Origin of the sequence: Epilithonimonas sp. (assembly GCF_032055105.1) — a bacterium.
In the GTDB taxonomy this organism is placed as follows: Bacteria; Bacteroidota; Bacteroidia; order Flavobacteriales; family Weeksellaceae; genus Epilithonimonas.
In genome coordinates, this window is record NZ_DAMBRK010000004.1 from 130414 (window position 1) to 155108 (window position 24695).

A 24695-nucleotide genomic window follows, 5' to 3' on the forward strand; every position below is an offset into this window, starting at 1 on the left:
TTTTATAACAAGAAATTATATTTTTTTGACCTTATTTAACTTATCATTAAGAAGTTTCTTAAACTAAAAATGTTTTATATTTGCACCAAATTTTTTAATAAAAGACGCCCCAGTATCTTGAAAATGAAGAAAAAACTAACTTATACCCTTGTCGCAATATTTTTTATTCTCAGTTTTGCTAATGCGCAAAGGCATGAGATTGGGGTACAATTAGGTGTTAGTAATTTGGTGGGCGATATTGGAAAACCCAATTATATTTTGCAAAAACCCTCACGAAATATTTCAGAAAATGGCTTGCCGTTTTACGGGGGATTGCTTTATAGGATGAATTTCAATCCGTATCAAACCGTTAGGCTTAATCTAGGATATAACCATATCCAGTTTGACGATCGTGTTGCAAAAGAAAACTACAGAAGAATGAGGAAATTGCATGGTACAAACTCTATATTTTCCGCAGATTTACTTTTCGAGTACAACTTTCTACCAGTCAATGATGAGCAGGTAAGTATGCTAAGCCCTTACATTTTTGGAGGTGTTTCGGGAATGTACATGAACGCTTCAAAGCCAGAACTTACGATCAATTCTGCGACAGATGTAGAAGTGAGTTACAAACAAAACAAAAGTTTTACGATGGCAATACCATTTGGGGTAGGATTAAAATATAAATTTAATTACAACTGGGCACTTTCCGGTGAGTTTACATTTAGACCTACTTTCTCGGATCAAGTAGATTATAGTTTCTTAGAAGAAAAAGATGTTACAGTAATTAGTACTAACCTAGATGAGAGTCAAACAGCAGCTATTGTTCAAGGTTTTATCCAGCAAAGAAATATAGGGAATCCAAATTCAAAAGATTGGGTTAACTCTGCTACACTTATTTTGTCTTATTCATTTGGAAGACCGCCTTGCTATTGTAAATAATACTTATGGACGATTTGAAGAAACTTATAAATAAAGACAACTTACCCCAACATGTTGCTGTTATCATGGATGGTAATGGACGGTGGGCAAAATCTAGAGGAGAAGAGCGAACTTATGGACATAAGAATGCCATTAATGCTGTTCGTAATGTTATCAATGCGTGTAACGAGATCCATATCCCTTACCTCACACTTTACACTTTTTCATCAGAAAACTGGAACAGACCAAAAGAAGAAGTAGATACGCTGATGAATCTTCTTTCAGAAACATTATTGCTGGAAGCGGAAGAGATATTTTCAAAAGGATTGAGGATGCATGTTGTAGGTGATGTTAATCAATTGCCAGAATTGGTAAGAGACCAATTACTAAATGTAATAGAACTTACAAAAGATAATAAAAATGGTAACTTGATTCTTGCACTTAATTATGGATCACAAAAAGAAATTTTGAAAGCCGTAAAAGAAATCAGCCAAGAAGTAAAAGAAGGAAAAATAGATACAGATGATATTGATGAAAAATGCTTTGAAAATCATCTTTATACCAAAGATTTTCCAACAGTCGATCTAATGATTAGAACCAGTGGAGAAGTCAGAATTAGTAATTTTCTGCTTTGGCAGATTGCTTATGCAGAACTTCAGTTTTTAGACGTACTTTGGCCAGATTTTACAAAGGATACGTTTTTTCAATGCATTTTAGATTATCAAAACAAAGAAAGAAGATACGGAAAGACAAGCGAACAGCTTCTTTCATAATATATTTAGAAAAGAGAACAACTTCAATAAGAATGAGATTAAGAATTATACCCATTATTATGTTAACAGCTTCCGCATATTTCCACGCTCAAGTTGTTCCACAGGGTAACGATGCAGAAAACACAGAACTTGCTGCAAACCAAAATCAAGAATATGTTCTGAAAGATATCGTCGTAGACGGTGTCAAAAGATACACGCCAGCTCAGATTTTGCGTTTCACAGGTCTAGTGAAAGGAGAGAAGTTAGAAATTCCCGGGCAACGAGTTAGCAACGCTATCAAAAAACTTTGGGAAACCCAATCTTTTTCTAAGGTTGAGGTCTATATCCAGGATGTGGAAGGGCAAAACGTTGTTCTTCAATTCTCGTTACAAGATCTTAAAGAATTAGGAGAAGTTAAATTTACAGGTAAAGGAATTGGAAAATCCAAAAATGAAAAACTCATCAAGGAGAACAATTTGAAGCCTGGTACAAAGATTAATAATAATCTAGTTTCTAATTTGCAAAACAAAATTCCACAGGAATATATTGCAAAAGGATTTGCTGATGCCAAAATTTCTATACAGGAAAAAGCTAACGGAGGTGATGCCAACTTGGTAGACTGGACAATAGAAGTTTCAAAAGGTAAGAAAGTTAAAATCGATAAAATCGAGTTTGATGGAAATACGAGTATCTCCGATGCAAAACTTAGAAAAAAAGGTTTCAAAGATACAAAGCAGAAAAGATTCATTCTTGGAATCTTGAAGTCTTCTAAGTTTGTTCAAGACAAGTATGATGAAGACAAGAAAAACTTGATTAGTTACTACAACTCTTTGGGCTTCCGTGATGCGACTATTGTTTCTGATTCTGTTACAAGAAATGAGAAAGGATATAACATTAATGTAAAACTTAACGAAGGTAAAAAGTATTATATCGGAGACATCAACTTCATTGGTAATACAACATTTACAACAGAGTTTTTACAAAGAGTTTTAGGATATAAAACGGGTGATATCTATGATGCTGTAGGATTCAACAAAAAAGTTGGAGAAGATGGAGGTAAAGAAGATGATTCTGATATCAAGTCCATCTATATGAATAATGGATTCCTTTTTTCTAATGTAACACCGATAGAAAAATCTATCAAAGGTGATTCTATTAATTTAGAGATTAGAATCAATGAAGGGGAAAAAGCAACTTGGAACCGTGTAAGTTGGTCTGGTAACGTTACCACTCATGATCACGTAATCTTAAGAGCACTTAGAACAAAACCAGGAGCATTATTTGCAAAATCAGATATCAAAAGAACTTATTTTGAATTGGCTGGGATGCAGTTCTTTGATCCACAGCAGATTGGTACAGATGTGAAGCCAAATCCACAAGACAATACAGTTAATATGCACTGGACGCTTGTAGAAAAAGGATCTTCACAAGTACAGTTACAAGCTGGTTACGGTGGTGGATCTTTTATTGGAACACTTGGGTTGACGTTTAATAACTTCTCTTTGAAGAATTTTTTGAAATTTAAAGATTTCAAACCTGTTCCTCAAGGTGATGGGCAAACATTGTCACTTCAGGCACAAGCTGGACAATACTTTACGAATTATGGTGTCTCATTTACAGAACCTTGGGTTTTCGGAACTAGACCGACATCTCTAAGTGTTGGACTGAATTACTCTAAAGTGAATTATTCACTTTCAACAGGTGATCAAAAGATGAATATCTTCTCTGCGAGTGTAGGGTTGACAAGATCATTGAGATGGCCAGATGATTATTTCTCTCTTTACACAGGTATTCAGTATCAGAGTTATGACTTTAGCAATTATCCATTCTACTTTGGTGATGCGCTAGAATATAATGGTAGTACAAAATCATTCAGTTTCAATATTGGTTTGAGTAGAAGTTCTGCAGGATTGGATCCAGTTTTTCCAACCTATGGTTCCAATATAGAAGCCTCTTTGAAATTTACACCACCATATTCTTGGTTTAGCAACAAAGACTATTCTACAATGAGTACTCTAGATAAATACAAATGGATGGAGTTCTACAAAGTGAAATTAAAAGCTGATTTCTATAATGAGGTTATAGGTAAATTAGTTCTTAGAACAACAGGTGAAATGGGCTTCCTGAATGGCTATAGCAAAGAACTAGGGCCACCGCCATTTGAGAGATATTATGTTGGAGGTGTTGGGTTATTCAACGGTCGTTTTGATGGTAGAGAATTAGTTCCATTAAGAGGTTATGAGAATGCTTCATCTACAGGTTTCAGTTCATCATCTACTTATGATATTACGCCGTATGGAGGTGCGACAATTTATAACAGATTCTCGGCAGAGCTTAGATATCCAATTTCGATGAATCAAACAGCAAAAATATTTGTTTTGTCATTTGTGGAAGCTGGTAACGCTTGGAATAGTTATGGAACATATAATCCATTTAAATTGAAAAGATCTGCTGGTCTTGGTATTAGAGTATCGATGTCAGCATTCGGGTTAATCGGATTTGATTTTGCTTATGGATTTGATAAAACTCTAGGAAGTTCAGAACCTTCAGGATGGCAACAGCACTTCTTGATGAATCAACCATTATAAAATAATTTTTTATTTTTATACGATGAAAAAAATAGCTTTAATTGTTACAATTCTTTTTACCGCGACACAACTTTCTGCACAAAAAATTGGCGTTGTAGACACCAACTATGTTTTGAGCAAGTTACCTCAATACAAAGAGGCCGAAGCTAGGCTTAATACACAGGTTTCTCAATGGCAATCAGATCTCCAAAGATTGCAGGCGGAATATGAAAGAAAAAGAGAAGCTTTTGAAAACGAAAAAGTACTACTTTTAGGCGATCAATTAAAGTTAAGAGAAAAAGAAGTAACTGATATGGAAGCCAATATCCGAAACACAATTGGTGGAAGATTTGGGACAAACGGTGAGATTAACCAATTGAGGTCAAATCTTACAAAACCATATCAAGATCAGATTTGGAATGCCATCAAGACTGTTTCTACCAAAAATAATCTGGGCATAGTTCTTGATAAAAGCAACAACATCAGTGTAATCTTTTTAGATAAAAAATATGACTACACAGAAGCTGTTCTTAATCTCTTGGGGAAAACGCTTCCAAAAGTAGAAGAAACAGAAAATAATGCGCGACCTGGTGTTAATAGCAGAGGATCATCATCCGATGCGAAAAAAGGAGGGTCATTGCAAAGAAAAGCAAAGTCTGCTACTGTAACTCAAATGAAAGCAGAATAAAATTAAATATAAATTATAAACATAACTTTTTAAAATGAACAAACTAAATGTATTATTAGTAGCCGTTGTAATGGTTTTTGCAACTGGATTTGCACAAGCTCAAAAAATAGCTTCTGTTGATATCAATTCTATCTTTACATCAATGCCAGAGATGAAGGCTCTTGATGCTCAATTACAAGCTTTGCAAACTTCAAAACAAGGAGAATTAGAAAAACAAGGGAAATCTCTTCAAGATTTGATGGCGAAATATCAAAAAGAAGCAGCTACACAAACTCAAGCTATAAACGAGACAAGAAGTCAAGAAGTTCAAAAACTACAGGACAATCTTCAGCAACTTTATGCTGCTGCTCAAAAAGATATTGCTGAAAAAAGAGATGCAGGTCTAGCACCAATTGAGAAAAAAATCAATGATGCTATTTCTAAAGTTTCAAAAGCTGCAGGTTACGAATTCGTATTCGATGCTTCTAGTACAGCTTTAGTGTACAAAGCAGGAACTGATGCAACACCAGCTGTTAAGAAAGAATTAGGTCTTTAATTTTAAGACAATAAAATAATGAAAACCGCTCTTTTTACGGAGCGGTTTTTCTATTTTTGTATTATGGAAAAAGAATTTTCATCTACTGTAAAAATCCGTTTTGCAGATTGCGACCCAATCGGACATCTCAACAATGTAAAATATCTGGAGTATATGCTCAATGCGAGAGAAGATCACGTGGAGCAGAATTACGGATTTACCTATGAGCAATATACAAGAGAAACTGGTTGCACCTGGGTTACCATCCAAAATGAAATTGCTTATCTGAAAGAAGTGAGATATAATTCTACAGTTGAAATTACCAGTAAAACGATTGCTGTAAATAATATGACATCCGTTGTAGAATTAGTAATGAAAGATGAAAATGGGATCGTTCATGCCGTTTTCTGGTTAACTGTGATTTACTTCAACATGAAAACCAGAAGAGCTGAGATGATGTCTGATGAAAGCTTAGAAAAATTCTCAAAGTTTTTGGTTGATATCGATCATAAAACATTCAAAGAAAGAGTCGCTTTTTTAAGAAGCCAAAATAAAATCAAATAAATCATGCAAAGAATTTTAGTTGTTGGCGGAAACGGCCAATTAGGACATTGCCTTCAAAAATTAGCACCAAAATATCACAATCAATACGATTTCAATTTTACAGGATCAGATGTTCTTAATATTACAAATAAAGCTCAGATCGAGAAAGAATTTGATGAATATCAGCCAGATTTTGTCATCAATGCATCAGCTTATACGGCTGTAGATTTGGCGGAAAAAGAAGAAGAAAAAGCTTTTGCAATCAATGCTTATGGTGTTGCAGATTTGGCAGAAGTTTGCAAAGAAAACAATGCTATTCTAATTCACGTTTCAACAGATTATGTTTTCGATGGAGAAACCAATCTTAGCTATTCCGAAGACGACTTTACAGATCCAATTGGTGTTTATGGAGCTTCAAAACGGAAAGGTGAAGAACTAGCTTTGGAACATAATCCAGAAACGGTAATTCTTAGGACGTCTTGGTTGTATTCAGAATTTAATAAGAACTTTGTAAAAACAATGCTTCATTTGTTCAGTATTAAGGACGAATTAGGAATTGTAGGTGATCAATTCGGTCAGCCAACCAATGCTAATGATTTGGCAGAAGCTATTATGGATATTATCGAAGCTAAAAATAAGACTTTCGGAATCTACCATTTCTCTAACTATCCAGAAACAACTTGGTTTGATTTTGCGAGTAAAATAAAAGAATTTTCAGATTCTTCCGTTTTATTAAAGTCTATCACAACTGCAGAATTTCCTACACCAGCAAAACGTCCGAAGAGAAGTACAATGGCTCTTGACAAAATTGAAAAAGATTATCATATTGAATTGAAACATTGGGAAAACAGTCTGCAGGATTGTGTAGAAATTTTAAAATTAACGAATGCGTAAATTATTATTTTTAATCAGTGTTTTTTGTTTTCAATTCTTTTACCTTCAGGTTGTTACTCTTAATAAGGTAGAGAAAACCAATGAAAACAAAGACAAGTTTTTTTACAAGATTAATGAACCTTCGAAATCAGAATTCTTAGGTGAAATTCTTGTGAATGCTTATTCTAATGATGATGTAACCATTTTTGGAGATGTTTATAAAAAAGCAAAACAAGTTGGTGCTAATTCATTTAATCTAAAACCGATTGAAAATATAGACGGAACGATTCAGAATTTCAATCCGTCTTATTACATTCTCAATTTATATTATACTAATATTGATGATATTCCGACTGAAGAAAATGTTGCTTATTTGATTTCATCTTCAGAAAAAAAACAGAAAATCAATATCAATAATAAAACTACAGAATTACAACCCAGAAGTTTCATTAAACTGAACTTAAGCGAAAGTGAAGTTATGTCAGTCTCAACTAGAAAATTTTTAGGCTCAACGGTAAAATTGTCAGCAAAATCTGGACAACCATCTTTGTACCTTTCTTTGACAGATTTCAAAATTCGTAGTAATGATAGTATCTACGGAGGAGTGAATGTGAAATCTGGCGATATTACTGGTCTGGAAAAATCGTTTGGTATGTTTTTGACTACAATCTATTCAGAACAAAAAAAGGATTAATGTTAATAAGTTGTCATACCTAAGATGCTTATTTTCATAATTAAATTGATTAACTTTATACAAGAAGATTTAAGAACCCGGCTAATTGTAATTGATTTACAGACCTCACATAAGGAAAAACCTAACTGAGCGGAGCTAAATCTCAAATCTAAATCACATATATTGGAAGAATTTTTTGAAAACGAACTTGCAAAAAAGTTCGAAGAAATGATAGAGAACAATGAGGAATTCTACTTCGATACCGAAGAATATATAGAAATCATTATTTACTACCTAGAGTTGGGAGATTACAGCTATGCAGAAATGGCAGTCAATCACGCTCTTAAAATACATCCTAATTCCCTCGAAATCAAAACTAAGCAATTGGAAGTTTTCTTGGAATTAGAACGCTATACAAAAGCTAAAGAATTGATTGATGATTTGCATCAATCTTCTTTGGAAGATACAGACTTTTTGGTTTGTTGTGCGAAATATTATTCCAATCTTGGAAACCCCAAAAAATCCATTGAGTACTGCCAAAAAGCATTGTTGTTAGAAGAGGAAGAAAATTTTCTTCATAATTTCATTGCTGATGAGTACGTGAATCTGGATGATCCATTCAATGCGTTGAAACATTATACTTCGGCGTTGGAGCACGATCCTTATGATGAGTATTCTTTGGAAAACGTAATGGTTTGCTACAGCAAACTGAATCGTTCTCAGGAAGCTTTGGATTTCCTTAATCAATATCTCGACAAGTTTTCTTTTTCAGAAACTGCTTGGTATGAGTACGGGCAATTCCACTTCAATAAGAAGAATTATGAAGAAGCCATCAAAGGTTTCGATTATCTTTTAGCAATTAATTCTAGCGCTGTTGGAGTTTATGCTAATAAAGCGGCTTGTTACGAAGCAATGGGAGAATGGGACAAAGCAATCGCAGTTTATGAAGAAATGTTGGATTTGGAATACACCAAAGCTTTCACTTATTATAAAATAGGATTGTGTTATAAAGAAGCTAAAAAATTGGTTCCTGCACTCACGTCATTCCAAAAATCACTAAGAGAAGATCCTCAGTTTTATTTGGCAATGATGGAGCAGTCTTATCTCTATGAAGAACTGGGAAACCCCAAAGAAGCACTTTATTTCGCACAAGAAGCAACAGCTCTTAACGAAGGGAATATAGAATATCATAAAAGATTGGCATTTCTTTACATTACTTGTGGAGAGTATGAGGAAAGCTTGACTTGTCTGAAAAAATTGATAGAATCCGAACCTACAAGATTTTACAATTGGTACGCTTATTCCGAAGTTTTGATGCTAATTGGCGAATATGAAGAGGCTATTACTATTTTGGAAAAAGCGCTGAAAGTTCATCCACGTGCAGAGTTATATTACCAATTGAGCAATTGTTATTTCCATTTGAAAAACGAAGCAGAAGGTATTTCAAAATTAGAGAAAGCTCTAGAACTGGATCCTTCGCTAAGTAAAGATATGCAGCTCAAATATCCGTTCATCAAAGAACAGGTCAAAAAAATAAAGACCAAAAAGAAATAATTACAAAAGCTCAGATTCGTCTGAGCTTTTTCATTTTTAGGAGCCGGGAACCTGCTGTCCGCTATTACTCCTCGCTCCCAAGCTTTATCCATCGCCTGCTGTGGGGTAGCCGCTACCATCAGGGCTATAGGTTTCAGCATTCAAAAAAGTTTTTTCTACATCAGCTTGTACCCTAATTTGTTAGATCATTTGATTGTCAGACCTAAATTACTTTCGGCTTGCTTCTCAAAAATATCAGACCAGCCAAAATAATTAGTGCGCCAACAGATTGCTGAGTTGTCAGTTTTTCTCCATCCAAAATTCCCCAAATGATGGCTACGATTGGCATCAATAAAGTAACTGTAGAAGCGAACAGTGGAGTAGAGATACTCAATAACTTATAATTCATCATCATTGCCAATCCGGTTCCGAAAATGGATAATATTGCCACAAAACCCAATCCTTCCAGCGTACTTTGACTCAAACTAAAGTCTTTGAAAAATCCTGAGAAAACTAAAGCAATCAATGAAGGTAAAAACAAGACGAATGAAAACACGTAAGCCGACATTAGAATGGCCGGGACTTCGTGTAATTTGGATTTGATAGTTGTTGTACAGATTGCATAGAGTAGAACAGCCAAAATTAATAATAGAATCGGATAGATTTTAATTTCACCACTTTCGAGAGCCAATATACAAGCACCAACAAAACTTATCAGAACACCAATCAGTTGTCTTTTTGTTGTGGAGAATTTCCAAACCAACGAACCGACGATAATCACAAAAATCGGCATCATAGAATTGATAATTCCTGCAATACTACTGCTGATTTCAGTCTCTGCCATTGGAAAAAGAAACATCGGGATGAAACTTCCTGTCAATGCCGCGATGATTAGCCAAATTGTATGTTTCTTTGGAAATTTTTTTATTTTAGAAATGGCATAAGGCATCAAGACAATTCCCGAAATTAGGACACGCAATGCACCGACTTCATAAGGATTGAAGTGTTCCAGAGATTTTTTTATCAGTATAAATGATGAACCCCAAATGATAGATAATGCTATCAGAAGAACCCATTTTTGTTTTTCAGTATTCAAGATTTTTGTTGTTTTAATAATTTTAAATAATCGATTTTCGGAATCATCTTTGCTCCAAGACTTTCCAGATGCTCAGAATGGATTTGGCAGTCAATCAACTCCCATTCATTTTGATATTTTGTTGTAAAATGGATAAATCCCGCTTTAGAAGCATTGGAAACTTTGGAAAACATACTTTCACCACAGAAAATATTTCCGACTTGGATTCCATAAAATCCGCCAACCAATTCTCCATTTTGCCAGACTTCAAAACTTTTTGCTTTCCCAAATTGATGAAGTTTTACAAAAGAATCGATGAGTTCTTCATTAATCCAAGTTCCGTCTTGTCCTTTTCGTTCAGCCATTTTGCAGTTTCTCATCACTTCTTCAAAAGATTGATTTTCCGTGAATTCAAAGATATTATCTCTCAAAATTTTCTTCATCGATTTTGAGATTTTAATTTCATTCGGAAATATCACAAATCTCGGATCGGGACACCACCAAAGAATTTCTTCACCTTCATTATACCAAGGAAATAATCCCAATTGATAGGCAAACCAAAGTCTTTCCGGCTTCAAATCACCACCAATCGCCATCAACCCATCTTCCGGGTCATAAAGTTCTGGGTCGGGAAAAGAAATATCATCAGGGTCTAACCAAATCATTTTTAGGAATAAAGTTTAATGGAAATACATCTGCCAAATCAGCACAATCTGTGAGAAAATTATTTATCTGATTTTAATATCATTAATAGACTTAACAAAACCTCGTCGAACATCCTCATAATTCTCGTGTTTCCCATTTTTCACAATCCATTTTCCGGAAACCAATATTCCCAAAAGATGCGACGAATCCGATGAATAAATAATCGTATTGCAAAGATTTTTGAGAGAAGAAGTCTCAATCAAAGGTGCTTTTGCATCTATCACAACCGCATCAAAACTTTGTCCGATTTTAAAAAAATTGTCGTTCTCAAATCCCATTGATTTTTGTCCGGATTTCCAAGCTGTTTTCAACGCATTGAATCCACTGTCACCAAGATTTGGCTTGAAAAAAGTATCACGTCTGTGTGTATTGATTCTTTGACCATAATCTAGCAAACGCAAATCTTCCAAAGGATTCACACAGATTTGGCTGTCTGTTCCAATCGACCATTTTCCACCAAAATTCTGATAATCTTTGAATCGAAATCTTCCATCGCCCAAATTCCCTTCTGTTGATGGACAAAGAACAATGTTTGCACCCGATTTTGCAATGCCTTCCACTTCATTATCTTCAAGATGAGTACAATGGATTAGATTAAATTTTTCATTCACATCACAATTTTCCAAAAGCCATTCTGCAGGTCTTTTTCCGTAGAAATCCACACAATCTTTGATTTCCTTCAACTGTTCAGCGATATGAATATGAAACGGATAATCCTTAGAAAGCAAAGAAGATTCTATCAAATCCTCTTTCTGAACTGCTCTCAAAGAATGCGAACCAACAGCAAGATTAGCTTTGTCATAATACTGAATCGACTTTTTAGAAGCTTCCAACAATTGGTAATAATCTTCAATCGATTTCGAAATAAAACGTCTCTGCAAATCATAAGGTTCCATCCCGAAATTCCCTTTCTGATAAAACATTGGAATCAATGTAATCCTGATTCCGGCTCTTTTCGCCGCAGAAACCAATCTTTCTCCCAATTCTGAAAGATTTTGGTAAGGTTTCCCATTTTTATCGTGATGTACATAATGAAACTCCGCAACCGATGTATAACCGTTTCTCAGCATTTCTGCGTACAACATCGCTGCAACATCTTCCATTTGTTCAGGCGAAAGAGACAATGCAATTCTGTACATCGCATCGCGCCAGCTCCAGAAATCATCAGGAAGTTCCGAGCCTTCAAAATATTCTGCCAATCCGCACATCGCATATTGGAAAGCGTGCGAATGCGCATTCTGAAATCCCGGCAAAACATAACCGTCCACATATTCGCCTTCGGGTTTTTCCACGGTTTTCAGTTCAGAGATATTTCCGGATTCGTCCAGCTTTACAAAAGCATTTTCCAACCATCCGTTTTCGGTCAATAATCCTTTGAATGTGTACATCAGATATTTGTAAATTTTTATATAATATTTATTTGGGCAGCTATTTCCGCCTTCCGCTCTCAATCTTTTTTGCTGACGATTTCAATTTAAATAGAACTTTAGTTTAAGCAAAAAAGGATTTCCGCTCAAGTCGGGCTGCGAGTGATTCAACGTTTCAAAGAATCTGCAAAATCAGCTTAATCAGCGAGAATTTATATTTTATTTATAGTTTCAATAAGATTCACCAGCGTTTTCTTCAAAACCTTTTGAATTCGTTCTGCATTGCCTTCATCATAAACTGTTTCCGAAGAATCCATATAATTGGTCTTACACATTTCCAATTGCAAAGCGTGAATGTTTTCATTCGGTTTTCCAAAATTCCTAGTTATAAAACCACCTTTGAAAGGGTAGTTATGAGAAAATTCGTAACCATTGTTTTGTAGAGAATCGGCTGCGGTTTTAATCAATTCAGGATGAGCAGAAGTTTCATCATTATCACCAAGAATCAAATCCGGAAAATCCTCCGGACGAATTCCTTGAACAGATTTCCTTATCGAATGTGCGTCAAATAACAACACTTTCCCGAATTCACGTTTAGTTTCATTTAAAAGTTCGGCTAGTTTTTCTTGATATGGTTTGTGATACAGTTCAACTCGTCTGGAAACTTCTTCTTGATTTGGGATGTAATCATCATTATAGATTTTATTTCCATTGAAATCCGTAATCGTCACAACATCCGTAATTACTCTTCCGTCATTATAGAGCGGTTGGTTTTCAGGATTTCTATTGAGGTCCACAACCCATCTGCTGTAATTCGCAACAATAATTGTAATTCCAAGTTCTGTTGCAAAACCATAAAGCTTATCGATGAACCAGTCTGTGTCGTCCAATTGATTTGAAACATTAGGATTCATCTTAGATTTTATATCATTAGGAATGAAAGTTCCAGCGTGTGGAACACTTATGATAACAGGGACTTTCGGAACTGTTGGCTCAATGATTTTAAAGATTTCCATAATCATTTATAATGACCTCGAATTTATAAAAAAAATCCCTGCACAAATGAATGTACAGGGAAGTTTATTTTCAATTAAATTTTTTAATTAGAAAGGCAAATCATCATCTTCGTCCTCAGCAAAAACATTTTTGTTTTCAGTTGCAGGAGTTCCACTTTGACTTGGAGATGCTTGAGTTGGCTCGTTGAAATCTGTAGAAGCATCTTTTTCCATTCTCCATCCTACAATAGAGTTGAAATATTTCACTTCACCTTGAGGACTTGTCCATTCTCTACCTCTGATATTGATATGGACTTTCACTTTATCACCAACTTTGTGAGCGTTTAATAAATCCACTTTATCTTGAGTGAATTCAATATTTATTGGTTGTGGATACTGTTCTTCAGTCAAAAGAACTAGTTCTTTTTTTTGAAATCCACTTGCAAATGTTTGTAAATCAGAAATTTTCTTTATCGTTCCTGTTAATTCCATATCTCGAAAATGTTTTAAGTTTGTAAAGGTAATAAAAGTATTGATTTTATTCAAAAAATCAGACAATGAAAAAACTTTTAAAAAATATTGTTTTTAGTTTGGAGGATATCAAAAAGAGTTCTATATTTGCACTCACCAAAACGGAAGAAAAGAAGTTCTTAAAAATAATGCGGATGTGGTGTAATTGGTAGCCACGCCAGACTTAGGATCTGGTGCTTCACGGCGTGGGGGTTCGAGTCCCTTCATCCGCACAATTTAAAAATTTCTAAGAAATTAGGAATTTTTTTTATGCGAAAATAGCTCAGCTGGTAGAGCACAACCTTGCCAAGGTTGGGGTCGCGGGTTCGAATCCCGTTTTTCGCTCACCTCTGCCCTGGTGGTGGAATTGGTAGACACGCAGGACTTAAAATCCTGTATCCGCAAGGATGTACGGGTTCAAGTCCCGTCTGGGGTACTTAAAAGCATTGTTAATCATTTGATTTTCAATGCTTTTTGCTTTTTTAACGGTTTGTTTTGCCGACATTGTGCCGAAATATCATATTTTTTTCATACTCTATACTTTATTAGGTGTAGAACAAAAAAACCATTGTTTATCTAATTACAATGGTTTCTTGCTAAACATATTTCCACACATTTTTATCCTCCGTACAAAATTATATCAGATATGATATATCTTAATTTATCCTTTAGGTCATATTCAATTTCTAATTCTTCGGCTTTTTCACACATATTAAGCAACTTTGCAAAACTTGATATTTCATTATCTATTTTACGTTTAAAAATGTCTGAAAGCTTTGATATATCCTTCAAAGAACTTTTAGGGCTTTTAATTTTCGCTAAAATTTTCACTCTTAATTCATCAGGTGTTTTAATTGCTTTTATCTCGTTCAGCTCATCAATAAAAGCTTGACTTGTATTTAAGACACCCTCTAAATTATTGAAAATCGGGAATACCGTTTCTGGTTTACTCGTATGGGATATTCTTTCGATATTATTTTCAATATCTGAATATTTTCGTCTGTAAATGAAAAATCCTTTTTCGACTTTTCCAACATTCAAAATATTTGAAAAACTAAGAGAGCCTTGCCCTAAATCATTCGTAGATATTTTTATTGCTGTGGATACTTTGCCGAACGCACCTGCGTCCTTTAAAAGCTTTTCTGAGACAATTAAATCTAATTTTGATTCATTTAATACAGCGCTTTTAATAACATATTCCAATCCTACTTCCTTTTTCATATTTTGATGTAAGACTAACATACTTACAACAAAACTAAAATCCACACCATATTCAAAATATCTGTTGATGGACGTAATACCTCTTAAATAAACTGTGTTTTCGTACTCAACAAGACGGTAACTTTTATGTTTATTTACTTTTGAATTTGTTTTTGCTTTTTCTTTAAAATGCTGAATATTAATACGTGCAAGCCCTGATTCTCTGATTTTGAATAACTTATTTGCGTATTTGGTCATTTCATAACCATCCAAAAAAGTATTCTTAGAATCATAAATGGCGATTGTTTTAAGATTATTTTTTACCTCATCAATATCGACATATTCTTCAAAATTGAAAATATAGTCTCTTTGGATGTCCCCATCTATCAATTTTTCTTCTTCAAAAAAATCAATGTCTTTGATTTGTGAAAAAATTGAATATCGCTTATAATTTTCATTATAATACTTGACCTTATTAAAAATTAAATCAATAAAATCAATACAAATGATTTCGTCTTTGATTTCCTCAATTTTAAAGGTTTTGTAAATCTCATCTTTATAAGGATGAGAATTTATTAATTCGCATAACTTGCTTACTTTGAGCTTTCCCGTACTTTGTTCAGGGTCTAATGCTACTGTTTTCTGATAAAAATCTTTCATAATTTACTTCTCTTTTCTTACTCCTTTAAAAGGTTTAGGACTCGATGTTTTAACATCCATAAATCTACCTGTATCGGTATCTCTTTTAACCCATAAACCTGTTTTAGGGTTTTGAACTTGTGAGCGGTCTCGTACCGCTCCTTTTCGACTTCCGTCTTTTGGTGCATTTGTCGCCATGATTGACTGTTTTAAAATTATATATTAAACTATAAAACAGTAATTTAAAAAGTAAGCCCAATAGATTTAAGAGAAAAATCTTGGTAGAGAAGTATAATTGTTCTAATTTTGAGGTCTCAAGTTCAAAAAGAAGATAATTATTCTTCAATATAAAAGTCTAAATTCTCAAACGATTTTAGGCTTTTCTTTTTTATTACTGTGCTTTTTCTATGCTATTTTCATTATGTTATTCAAAAAATCAATTCTCTCTTGTCCAACATTGATTAAGCCCAAAGCCTTATTGGGCTTATAAACTTCAATATTATTCTGAATCGCAAAATTTGCTATTTTTTCACACTCTGTAACTAATGGTAAATTCATCTTTTTTGCATAATAAATTGACGAAAGTTCCGTGATTGCAAAATTATGGCTTGTGTTCTGATTATAAAATTCATAAAAATCATTTCCCAGTTCAAAAATTTCCACACATCCAGATTGTTCTAAATTTCTTAAATTAATCTTTTCATTCATATTAAGATAATATCCTGTTAAGTAAAAATAAGAAACGTGAAATTCTTTATTCTTTAATAAACTCAAAGTTCGCATTGGGTTTAAGAATAGTATGTCGCCTAAAACCATCATTAGAAAGAGAATTTTTTTGTTATTAAATCCTCGCTAAACTCTGAAATATACATTCCTGATAATTCGCTCGCCATATCTTTAGTGAAAATATTTTCTCTTAGACCTTTCGCTAACAAATAGTTGAATCTGCTTACCGACTCAACACCATTAAAGTCACATTCTTTATCCTTCCAAGAATTATATTGTTCTTTCCACTCGTGATATTTTTCCCAATTGATAAAATCTAAATTTACCATTCTTACAAGAATTGCAAAAATTGAAATACCGTATTTGCTTTTAATTCTCTTTAACTCTTCGAGAGTAATACTGTTTCCTCCAATATATGTTTGGAGGATTTCGCTTGGTAAAAGCATTGCGCCAGCGAAATGATTACAATAATGTTCAATATTTACCTCATCATCATTAAATGTCAAAAGTAGATGGGCTAACTCGTGAAGCACGGTAAAACGCCTTCTCGGAATATCAGTGTTTGTAATATTAATAACGATTATTGGTGTGTTTTTTTCCCAGCAAGAAAACCCTACAAAATTTTCATCTTCTGATACTTCGAAAATTTTAATACCTAAATCTTCTAAAAAACTAACCAAATCATATATGGGAGTATTGTCAAATTTCCATTTCTTTCTCAAGATTTTTGCCGATTCTTCAACCTGTTCTTTTGATGTGATAGTTCCTATGTTTTTTAAAGGATTTTGAAAAGTCAAAACATTATTTAGTAACTTTTCTAATTTACAATATGCAGGATATTTGTTGTGTAAAATATTACCCAAAATTATTTTTTTCTCAAATGATTTTGTATCTAATATTTTAAATCCTTCTCTAAACTCGATATTCCGAAAAACGAATTCATCTGAATTATAGTTTGTATCTTGTATTATATCAGTTATACTAACTTCTAATGCAGTCGATAACTGAACCAGCTGTGAAGATTTAACTTCCCTTTGCCCTTCTTCAAATTTTTGAATATAGGACTTAGAAAAGTTAGCACGTATGGCAAGGTCTTCTTGTGAAAAACCTTTTTGTACCCTTAACTCTTTAATTCTATCTCCAATGTTCATGTGAATTATTTTTACAAAGATAAAAAAAACACACAAAAAAACCAAAAACATAATAAAAAATATTATTTTGTGTGTTTTTTTATTTTTTGATAATATTAAAAAATGCTGTTTTTGAGGGCTTTATGAATAGAATTGTTTAAAAGCTACAGTGCTGTCTCACTACAAATCTTTACAAAGACATCATTATTATCAAATTGCAAGGTCATAATATAGCCAGCTTCCATCCATACGCAAATACTTCCGCCCTGTATATTTTGGATAGATTTAAAATTCCCACATTTGGCAATAATTTCCTGTCTAGTTTTGCCTGTCATATTTCCTAATGAAATAAATTTTCTTTGTAATTTCTTCCCTTTTGATTTTACTGCGCTCTTTATTAAAGCATATAATAAAATTGCGGAAATGAATGTTATAACGAATATCATAGTTGAATGTTTTTATTTACTTATTTAATTTTAGTAATTACCAATTGTTGCTTTTTGCTGTTTCATTTTGATTGTAAATGTAATCGTGAAGACTTTTGTTTAATGAATTAATGTATCGGGCGATTTTCGGCATCGTATCTTTGTATTGGTCTCGAACTTCGCCGTTGCTTTTAAAGTGCATCCACCCTTTTTTAATTTCAATTGCGCCCCAACCGATAACTCGACCGTATTTATTGGTTTCAGCACTTTCCAATTTCACGACATCGAATTTATATTTCCCGTCTTTTACGGAAACTTCGACTTCATACTGCATATCTTCACAAATCATAACCATCGGATTTCTACAATAGCCTTTCGTTTCAATTCCTTGAAAACGGACATAATCATTTTCGACTTGCGCCCGAATTACTTCGCTTGGTTTATTGTAAGTTTTGCTAATCCATTCAAGCGTTTTTTTGTAGAGTTCTTCTTTTGTTTTGCCTTCACAGGGAACAACAATAAAATCGGTTAATTGTTGTTCTTTACTAACACTAAATTCCGTTGGTGGAGCTTCTTGTTGAGGTGTTGCATCTTGTCCGAAAAGAACTGTTGAGGTTAGAGTTGCTGAAAGCAAAAAGATATACTTTTTCATAATTATATTTTTTTTCTACAAGTCCCTTTGTAGATTTTTAATATAAAAAAGCGTGGGACTAAACTCAATTTGCAAACAGAGGTTCTGACAAAACCATACAGCACAAACAAGAATAGCCCACGCCATAAGCGAGGGCATCAAACTGTTTATTCTGTGCTGTAATGAAACTGTCAGATTTCTGTTTACAGAATAAAAGCGACGCTTTTTTCGTTAAAATTTTCTTGTCAAATTTAGTGAAATTTGTGAATTTCTTTTAAGGCTTTTCACTATAGTCAATCTTTTCGGGCGTTAAATGTATTGCAATTACAGCTAATCCCTTTACCTATAATGCTTACAACGTTTTATTTTCGCCTGTAACAGATTGAAAAATAATTTGATTTTGTAAAGGTTAACGACTATAGTAACTTTTTCAAACCGACAAAACACAAGCGATTTCAATTAAAGCCTTTGTTTATAGCGCTTTCGACGCTTTTTTTTCACCTTTACACAGTTAGAATCAATTCACTTTTAATTAGCGGTTAAGTTTCGCTATTTCCCTTATTAGTTTTTTCGCCCTAATTGTAGTAAATTCTATCGGTGGTTCGCTTTTATTACCTGTTATTAATACCTTTTCTATTTGTCTTATCCATTCATTCGATACGCTTATTTCCCTTTGACGTAATTGGTCGGCGTATTGAAGTCCGTTCGCCCTATACACTACCAAAAGCGATAAGTTTGTTTTCGGCAAATCCTTTAGAACCCCTTCAAGACTTTCTCGTTCTCCTAATCGCTTTTTTTGATTGGTTTTGGTTCGCTCCAGTCCGTTAAATTCGTTTTTGCATTATGGTGTGCAAAATTTTGTGTTTGCTTTTTTTTCTTTGAGTGCTTTTTTACAGTTCATACACTTACATTTTTTGGCTGTTTTTTCTTTGCTTTCAATAGTGAAATTTTTGGGTGTATTTTCGGGGTGGTTTTCTATTAAAAAAGTAAATGTGTTTGGTAACTCTTTTAACCCTTTATCTAAATGGTTAATTCCTTCCTTTTTTTGATTTTCCAAACGTTGCAAATTTTCGAGATTTTCAAATGCGTTTTTATAGGGTTGCATTTCGGTTAATTCCTTCCCATTTTCGGCTGTGGTTTCCGTTGCTAATAATGCTAAGCATTTGTCAGTAATGAGTTCAGAAATTAGTTGTTGTTTATTTTCTCCTACACTCCAGCGAGTTTGTAAATCGTTGAGATATTTTCTCTCATTGTGATATTGCTTATCACTAAGGTTTGCCCAATAGTTAGAATCAAGATAGTAGAGGTGTTTTTTTTGGTCGTGATTAGTCATAAATACTCTACACAAAGACTTGTCTACAAATATAATTTTGTCCCAAGCGTCCAATAACTCTCTCAAAAGTTCCGCCCACACTTCTTTTTTTTGTAGGTCTGCAAGTTTTTTAATATCTAATAGTAAACGATTATCATCTTTTTTCTTTCGATTTATCCAAGCCTTTTTATGTATTGTAATTTCAAACCTCATCAAATGTGATTTTTTGCCCGTTTCCTGTAAACCCTTATCGTAAATTTTTATGCTATACTGTTGAAGTTTAAAAACAACACCTAATATTTGCTTATTTTCAACATAGTGGCTATAAGGATATTGTTTATAAGACTTAATGCACTCAAAAACTATTGAGCAATGAAACGGGAGCGTAATATTTACACCAAACTCAAAACACAGCAAAATAGCGGTTTCGGGATTAATACATAAGTCCTTTTGCAATTGTTCGCACGTTTTTATAAAGTCGCTAAAACCGTAATCAATTGCGTTTGTTTCGCCTTTGGTATAGTATTTTGGAAGCGACCCCCTAACGTTATAATAAATATGTTTTCCTTCTTTGATAGAAAAGTGCAAACCGTTTATATCGGCGTGCCTATTATTTCTGCGTATTTCTCCAGTTGTAGTATTAATCCACGAATAAAAGGACAAATTTTTGTTATTTGTCCAATCGGTCGGGTTGAGGTTACACAATAATTTAAAGCCGTCAATCATCAATAATACTATCCAAAATCTATAAAAAGGCTTTTCGCTTATTGCACTTTGGTGCTGGTTAGTGTTTCCATTACCTCGCTTTGTTTATATCTTACACGGTTCCCGATTCGATAACATTTTAAAATTCCCTTTTTGCCCCAGTCAATAATTGTAGGTTTTGTAACACCTAACATTTGAGCCGTTTCTGTTCGTGTTAAAAGTTTTTCTTCGGGAGCGGTTGCGGTCGTTTCCGTTACTCTACCTGTTAATGCGTTTGTAAGATTGTCAATTTTTTCTGCGAGGACAGTAATATCCAATCCGTTTACCTCAATTTTCACTATATTCATTTTTATTGTTTTGCTTTGTTGAGGGCGAAATTAGCGCACAAAAAAACGGGCAAACCCGATATTGTAAGGTTTGCCCGTAAAGTTTTATAAAATTAGATTCTATAAAAGGGAAAGAATCTCGTCTATTTGAGGTTTTAATTTTGGAAGCGTTGTATTTTCGACTTTTCTTATTTGCTCCGCTTTCAATAAATTCCCGTTCCACAAAAAAGCTTTATTTCCTTCTAAATCTCCGTAGATACGCCCTTTAAGTATTTTATAATCTTCCTGTATTGTAGAAATGAAATATTTAAAATCTTTTATTGCAATGCCGTTCTTTATAATTATTGAGTTGTCCAGATTTTCCCCTTTTAATAATTGTTCCCATTGTATAATATCTGAATTATCAAAAAGCAATTGATTAATTTCGGTTATAATTATTTGAAAACTGCCTAAGCTGTCGTTAACTTGATTATTAAAAGCCAAAGCTTTTCTTTTCATAATATTGTTGGCTTGTAGTTTATTTGGATTCAAACGTCTTAATTCGTCATCAATCATTCCTAATTTAATTTCGCTTTCGATTATACTATTTGTAAGTATTCCAATTTCGGGATTACGATTGGGGTCTGTATTTCTTTCTCTATGCCATTTTCGTACACTTTCCAATTGCGCCTTTAAAAATTCACGTCGCTCAATCAAATCCTTTTTTAGATATTCTAATCTATGAGGGTTTAGGTTTGTCTTTTCGTAGATTTCATTAAATAAATCAATTCTATCCATTTCTTAAATTGCTTTCAAATTAAACTCTAAACCGTTTTCTTTCGCACTTTGTTTGTAGAAATTTCGTAATACTTCGGCATTTTCTGCGGTTGTTTTCTTTATGTAGGTCAAAAATTGAGTTTCGGTTGCGTGTCCTGTAATGGACATAATTACGGGCGTTGGAATGTGTCCGTATAGGTTTGTAGCAAACGACCGTCTGCAAATATGTGAGGTCATTAATTCATATTTCGGGAATGTTCCCGATACTTTTCGGAATAATCTTTTAACTCCATTTGCTTTGGCTTCTTCTACATTGATGCAATCCATTTTCGCACCCTTTACGATTTCCGTAAATCCTACCTTTTTGCCGATTTCCTTTAAGTACTCATTAAACTTTTGTTCACTTATCGAACGTGGCAGTTTTCCGCCGTTTTTTATCAAAGTACGTTCGATTTGTTCATTAATTGGTATTTCGGCAATTTTGCCTGTTTTTTGCGCTTTTATGCGTATCGTATCGGCTTTGATGTGCGATAAGTCCAAACGCATAAAGTCGGAAATCCGAAGCCCTGTATTAATCCCTATTATTAGCAAATCCCTTGCATTATCTAAATAGGGAGTATCTGAAAAATCATAATTAAAAATTTTTCCTATTTCTCCAGTAGTTAAATAAATATCTTCGCTTTGCTCTGTAATACTCATAAATTCACTGTTTTTGTAGTGGTTTGATATTGGTAAGCCCTCCAAATCTATTTGACCACAAAAGAATTTTATTTTTTTGATATATGTTCCGATTGTGTTGGTGCTATGTTTTAGGGTATTCCTACAAAAGTCCACAAAGTCGAAATAAAAAGACATTGTAATATCCTCAAATCTTAAACGCTTGCTTTTTTCGGCTTCGTATTGAGTTAAGGTGTTTAGGGTGGTGGTGTATTTCTTTAGTGTGCTTTGGCTTACTGGCTTGCCTTTGTATAGTCTTTTGGGTGCGGTTTCAATAAATAGCTTTATCCAATCTACAAAGTACGTTAGTTCGGGCTTGCTTTCGTCCACACGATTAAAGAATTGACCGACTTTTGTTTTTAACCAATCTTTACCTATCGACATACCGCTATTGTATTCTACATTGTAGGAATCGATTAAATGTTTGCGCAAGTCCATTAATTTGCCGTTCACAAAATCTTTGGTTGGCGAAGTTGTTTTTAATTTAACGGCTTCGCTTTTTGAACTCCAATCGTTATAAAGTACTTTTAAGCCTGTTGAGGTTTTACTATCGTAAATCCTACCATTCCAAAAACGGACGTAAATTTGAGAATACGGGTTTTTCTGTTTTAGAATAAAATAGCGAACTTTCATAATGAGTTGTTTATTTCGCTAAATTATAATTTTGCCGACAATTTGCCGACATATTTTTTATTTATTTTTATTTCGCTTTATTTTACTTAATTCTTTAACCTTTATAAATAGGGGGTTAAAGCCGATTAACAGTAAAGATGATTATGTTTTAAGGGTATTGGGTTTGCCTACCGTCTGGGGTACTTAAAAACCTTGATAATCGACTGATTGTCAAGGTTTTTTATTTTTAGTGCAATATGTATACAATGTTAATTCATGAAAAAAGAAAAAAGTATTCGTATTGTCATTTTCCAATTCTTCCTTTATTAAAATTCAATCATTATTGAATTGATTTAAACAGTTTGTATCATTTAATTTCAAATTAAAAAAAGAAACTCAAAGGGATTTTTAGCTTTATAGAGACGATTAATAAAGCCAACTATACAAAAATTTAGCATTTATCCTTATATCACTCTTAACTTAATTAGAAATAATATTTTACCTCCTATAATATGCACTCTTAGAGCAGTTAGGTTCATATGTTCATTGTGGATATTCTAATTTAGTGTCTAGTAAAAGTGAAGCATAAAAACTAACTTTTAACTTATGAAACGTGAGCGAAAAATCTAAAATCCAACTTTTAGTAAAAGAAAGTATTTGTATTTACAATAACAAAAGACCACATCTTAGTCTGAAGATGAAAACTCCGGAAACAACACAAAAAAATCCGGAAAATCAAAATCTTCCGGATTAGTACTTTTAATTGAAAAAACTTGTCAATCTATTTTAGGACTAGTCAAATTTTCCTTTATTTCAGGTTCTGGCTTACAGAATTTCGATTCGAATTTCTGTTTCCACATTTCTTTGAACTTTTCTTTGTCTTCTTCAGTTCCGCAAAATTTGGATTCTAGTTTTTGTTTCCACATTGCTTTGAATTCTTCACGCTCCTGCTCTGTTCCACAAAATCTGGATTCAAATTTTTGTTTCCAATTATTTCTCATATCATCTCTTCCTTCGAAATGATTTCGTCTTCCTAATTTCTTTCCATTAAATCCTCCAAATAAGATTTTGGATAATAACAAAATCCCAAATGCCTGCCAATAATTAATAGCTTTAACGCCTAAAATGTCTGGCAAAAGCGTATTCCAAAGCCATTGGAAAAACCAAATAAATAATCCCATTGCGCCAATCATACAAGGAATTACTAACCAAAATTTCTTTTTATTACGTTTCATTTTATTCTAAATATTAATCGTTCAAATCGTTGTAAAGAGTCTGCAGTTTTTTTCGCAAATGCTTTACAGCATAAGATTTTCTACTGATTATTGTTTTTATATTTTCACCTTCTTCGTCTGCAATTTCCTGCAGAGTTTTATCCTCAAGTTCGTTTTGTATGTAAACACGTCTTTGTTTTTCAGGCAATTCATCCAAAGCTTTCATCAGCTCATTCCAGAACATTTCTTTGAATACACCAATTTCCGGATTATTAGTATCATCTGCCAATAGAATATCTTTGACATTCAGTTCGCCGTCTTCGTCCTGATAAACAAAATCTTCCAGAGATTCGCTTTTCTTTTTTCGATAACTGTCGATGATTTTGTTTCTAGTAACCGAATATAACCAAGCTCCAACATTTTCCAGTTCATCCAGATTGGTCAATCTGCTGGTTTGAAACCAAACTTCCTGAAGAATATCTTCCGCATCTTCTGTCTTTGCCACTTTAGAATTGATAAAGCGCAAAAGCTGGGAGCCGTAATTTTTCACGACTTCCGTAATCGATGCAGATTTTTTTTCGGCCATTTGCTGTAAAGATAGCGACTC

At 33.6% G+C, this 24695-nt stretch carries 26 protein-coding genes and 3 tRNA genes; 12 read left to right on the plus strand and 17 right to left on the minus strand.

The genetic code is table 11. The features are described 5' to 3' along the window. Positions 1-123 precede the first annotated feature (123 nt). The 9 genes from RTY06_RS04770 (at position 124) to RTY06_RS04810 (ending at position 9064) form a co-directional block, all read left to right on the plus strand. Positions 124-921 (plus strand): DUF6089 family protein, encoded by a 798-nt coding sequence (locus RTY06_RS04770; RefSeq protein ID WP_312823206.1) that lies wholly within the window; start codon positions 124-126, stop codon positions 919-921. Between the two features lie 5 nt (positions 922-926). After that, a complete protein-coding gene (locus RTY06_RS04775; protein ID WP_312823207.1) occupies positions 927-1673 on the plus strand; it encodes an isoprenyl transferase in 747 nt (248 codons plus the stop codon). A gap of 32 nt (positions 1674-1705) precedes the next feature. Then, positions 1706-4240 carry an outer membrane protein assembly factor BamA gene (gene bamA / locus RTY06_RS04780; protein ID WP_312823208.1) on the plus strand — a complete coding sequence of 845 codons (2535 nt, stop codon included), beginning with the start codon at positions 1706-1708 and terminating at the stop codon, positions 4238-4240. 22 nt (positions 4241-4262) lie between these two features. Continuing rightward, complete coding sequence (locus RTY06_RS04785; RefSeq protein WP_312823210.1) at positions 4263-4907, plus strand: OmpH family outer membrane protein; 645 nt, start codon at positions 4263-4265, stop codon at positions 4905-4907. A gap of 34 nt (positions 4908-4941) precedes the next feature. After that, entirely contained in the window at positions 4942-5442 is a 501-nt protein-coding gene (locus tag RTY06_RS04790) for an OmpH family outer membrane protein (protein ID WP_312823212.1), read from the plus strand. Between the two features lie 63 nt (positions 5443-5505). Continuing rightward, the gene (locus RTY06_RS04795) at positions 5506-5985 is read left to right on the plus strand and encodes an acyl-CoA thioesterase (protein WP_312823213.1); all 480 of its coding nucleotides are present in this window, start codon (positions 5506-5508) and stop codon (positions 5983-5985) included. Positions 5986-5988: 3 nt separating this feature from the next. Continuing rightward, positions 5989-6858 (plus strand): dTDP-4-dehydrorhamnose reductase, encoded by an 870-nt coding sequence (gene rfbD, locus RTY06_RS04800; RefSeq protein ID WP_312823215.1) that lies wholly within the window; start codon positions 5989-5991, stop codon positions 6856-6858. Next, positions 6851-7531, plus strand: a complete 681-nt coding sequence (locus tag RTY06_RS04805) for a hypothetical protein (protein ID WP_312823217.1) — start codon at positions 6851-6853, stop codon at positions 7529-7531. Before rfbD ends, RTY06_RS04805 begins: the two co-directional genes overlap by 8 nt. Before the next feature lie 162 nt (positions 7532-7693). After that, positions 7694-9064, plus strand: a complete 1371-nt coding sequence (locus RTY06_RS04810; protein ID WP_116034299.1) for a tetratricopeptide repeat protein — start codon at positions 7694-7696, stop codon at positions 9062-9064. A 202-nt stretch (positions 9065-9266) separates the two neighbouring features. Here the strand turns inward: RTY06_RS04810 and RTY06_RS04815 are convergent, their stop codons facing one another. From RTY06_RS04815 to RTY06_RS04835, 5 genes are all read right to left on the minus strand, one after another. Next, positions 9267-10139: a DMT family transporter gene (locus RTY06_RS04815; RefSeq protein ID WP_312823220.1), complete on the minus strand. Its 873-nt coding sequence runs from the start codon at positions 10137-10139 to the stop codon at positions 9267-9269. Further along, positions 10136-10783 (minus strand): leucyl/phenylalanyl-tRNA--protein transferase, encoded by a 648-nt coding sequence (gene aat / locus RTY06_RS04820; protein WP_312823222.1) that lies wholly within the window; start codon positions 10781-10783, stop codon positions 10136-10138. The genes RTY06_RS04815 and aat overlap by 4 nt, the downstream gene beginning before the upstream one ends. 63 nt (positions 10784-10846) lie before the next feature. Then, on the minus strand, positions 10847-12211 hold the full coding sequence (hutF, locus tag RTY06_RS04825; protein ID WP_312823224.1) for a formimidoylglutamate deiminase: 1365 nt from the start codon (positions 12209-12211) through the stop codon (positions 10847-10849). A 191-nt stretch (positions 12212-12402) separates the two neighbouring features. Beyond that, on the minus strand, positions 12403-13206 hold the full coding sequence (locus RTY06_RS04830; protein ID WP_312823226.1) for an N-formylglutamate amidohydrolase: 804 nt from the start codon (positions 13204-13206) through the stop codon (positions 12403-12405). Positions 13207-13293: 87 nt separating this feature from the next. Further along, positions 13294-13677, minus strand: a complete 384-nt coding sequence (locus RTY06_RS04835; protein WP_312823228.1) for a DUF3127 domain-containing protein — start codon at positions 13675-13677, stop codon at positions 13294-13296. A gap of 169 nt (positions 13678-13846) precedes the next feature. On the opposite strand from RTY06_RS04835, the gene RTY06_RS04840 reads away from it, so the two are divergent. The 3 genes from RTY06_RS04840 (at position 13847) to RTY06_RS04850 (ending at position 14131) form a co-directional block, all read left to right on the plus strand. Next, positions 13847-13928 (plus strand) — tRNA-Leu (locus RTY06_RS04840). Positions 13929-13967: 39 nt separating this feature from the next. Beyond that, positions 13968-14040: transfer RNA gene (locus tag RTY06_RS04845), tRNA-Gly, on the plus strand. A 7-nt stretch (positions 14041-14047) separates the two neighbouring features. Next, positions 14048-14131 (plus strand) — tRNA-Leu (locus RTY06_RS04850). Between the two features lie 182 nt (positions 14132-14313). Here the strand turns inward: RTY06_RS04850 and RTY06_RS04855 are convergent. The 12 genes from RTY06_RS04855 to RTY06_RS04910 all read right to left on the minus strand — a co-directional run bounded on the left by RTY06_RS04855 (position 14314) and on the right by RTY06_RS04910 (position 24674). Further along, positions 14314-15555 carry a hypothetical protein gene (locus RTY06_RS04855; protein WP_312823231.1) on the minus strand — a complete coding sequence of 414 codons (1242 nt, stop codon included), beginning with the start codon at positions 15553-15555 and terminating at the stop codon, positions 14314-14316. Between the two features lie 3 nt (positions 15556-15558). Next, the gene (locus RTY06_RS04860) at positions 15559-15732 is read right to left on the minus strand and encodes a hypothetical protein (RefSeq protein ID WP_312823233.1); all 174 of its coding nucleotides are present in this window, start codon (positions 15730-15732) and stop codon (positions 15559-15561) included. A 207-nt stretch (positions 15733-15939) separates the two neighbouring features. Further along, the gene (locus tag RTY06_RS04865; protein ID WP_312823234.1) at positions 15940-16353 is read right to left on the minus strand and encodes a hypothetical protein; all 414 of its coding nucleotides are present in this window, start codon (positions 16351-16353) and stop codon (positions 15940-15942) included. Next, positions 16353-17411, minus strand: coding sequence for an XRE family transcriptional regulator (locus RTY06_RS04870; RefSeq protein WP_312823235.1), 1059 nt, complete (start codon positions 17409-17411; stop codon positions 16353-16355). The genes RTY06_RS04865 and RTY06_RS04870 overlap by 1 nt, the downstream gene beginning before the upstream one ends. A gap of 143 nt (positions 17412-17554) precedes the next feature. Next, positions 17555-17836 carry a hypothetical protein gene (locus RTY06_RS04875; RefSeq protein WP_312823236.1) on the minus strand — a complete coding sequence of 94 codons (282 nt, stop codon included), beginning with the start codon at positions 17834-17836 and terminating at the stop codon, positions 17555-17557. A gap of 37 nt (positions 17837-17873) precedes the next feature. Continuing rightward, positions 17874-18467 carry a DUF4468 domain-containing protein gene (locus RTY06_RS04880; RefSeq protein WP_312823237.1) on the minus strand — a complete coding sequence of 198 codons (594 nt, stop codon included), beginning with the start codon at positions 18465-18467 and terminating at the stop codon, positions 17874-17876. Between the two features lie 820 nt (positions 18468-19287). Then, a complete protein-coding gene (locus RTY06_RS04885; protein ID WP_312823239.1) occupies positions 19288-20484 on the minus strand; it encodes a hypothetical protein in 1197 nt (398 codons plus the stop codon). A gap of 38 nt (positions 20485-20522) precedes the next feature. Beyond that, positions 20523-20810, minus strand: coding sequence for a helix-turn-helix domain-containing protein (locus RTY06_RS04890; RefSeq protein ID WP_312823240.1), 288 nt, complete (start codon positions 20808-20810; stop codon positions 20523-20525). Between the two features lie 99 nt (positions 20811-20909). After that, positions 20910-21566, minus strand: a complete 657-nt coding sequence (locus tag RTY06_RS04895) for a hypothetical protein (RefSeq protein WP_312823241.1) — start codon at positions 21564-21566, stop codon at positions 20910-20912. Between the two features lie 3 nt (positions 21567-21569). After that, positions 21570-22895: a tyrosine-type recombinase/integrase gene (locus RTY06_RS04900; RefSeq protein ID WP_312823243.1), complete on the minus strand. Its 1326-nt coding sequence runs from the start codon at positions 22893-22895 to the stop codon at positions 21570-21572. Positions 22896-23650: 755 nt separating this feature from the next. Continuing rightward, entirely contained in the window at positions 23651-24109 is a 459-nt protein-coding gene (locus tag RTY06_RS04905) for a hypothetical protein (protein ID WP_312823245.1), read from the minus strand. Positions 24110-24122: 13 nt separating this feature from the next. Further along, entirely contained in the window at positions 24123-24674 is a 552-nt protein-coding gene (locus tag RTY06_RS04910; protein ID WP_245955372.1) for an RNA polymerase sigma factor, read from the minus strand. Between the last annotated feature and the right edge of the window lie 21 nt (positions 24675-24695).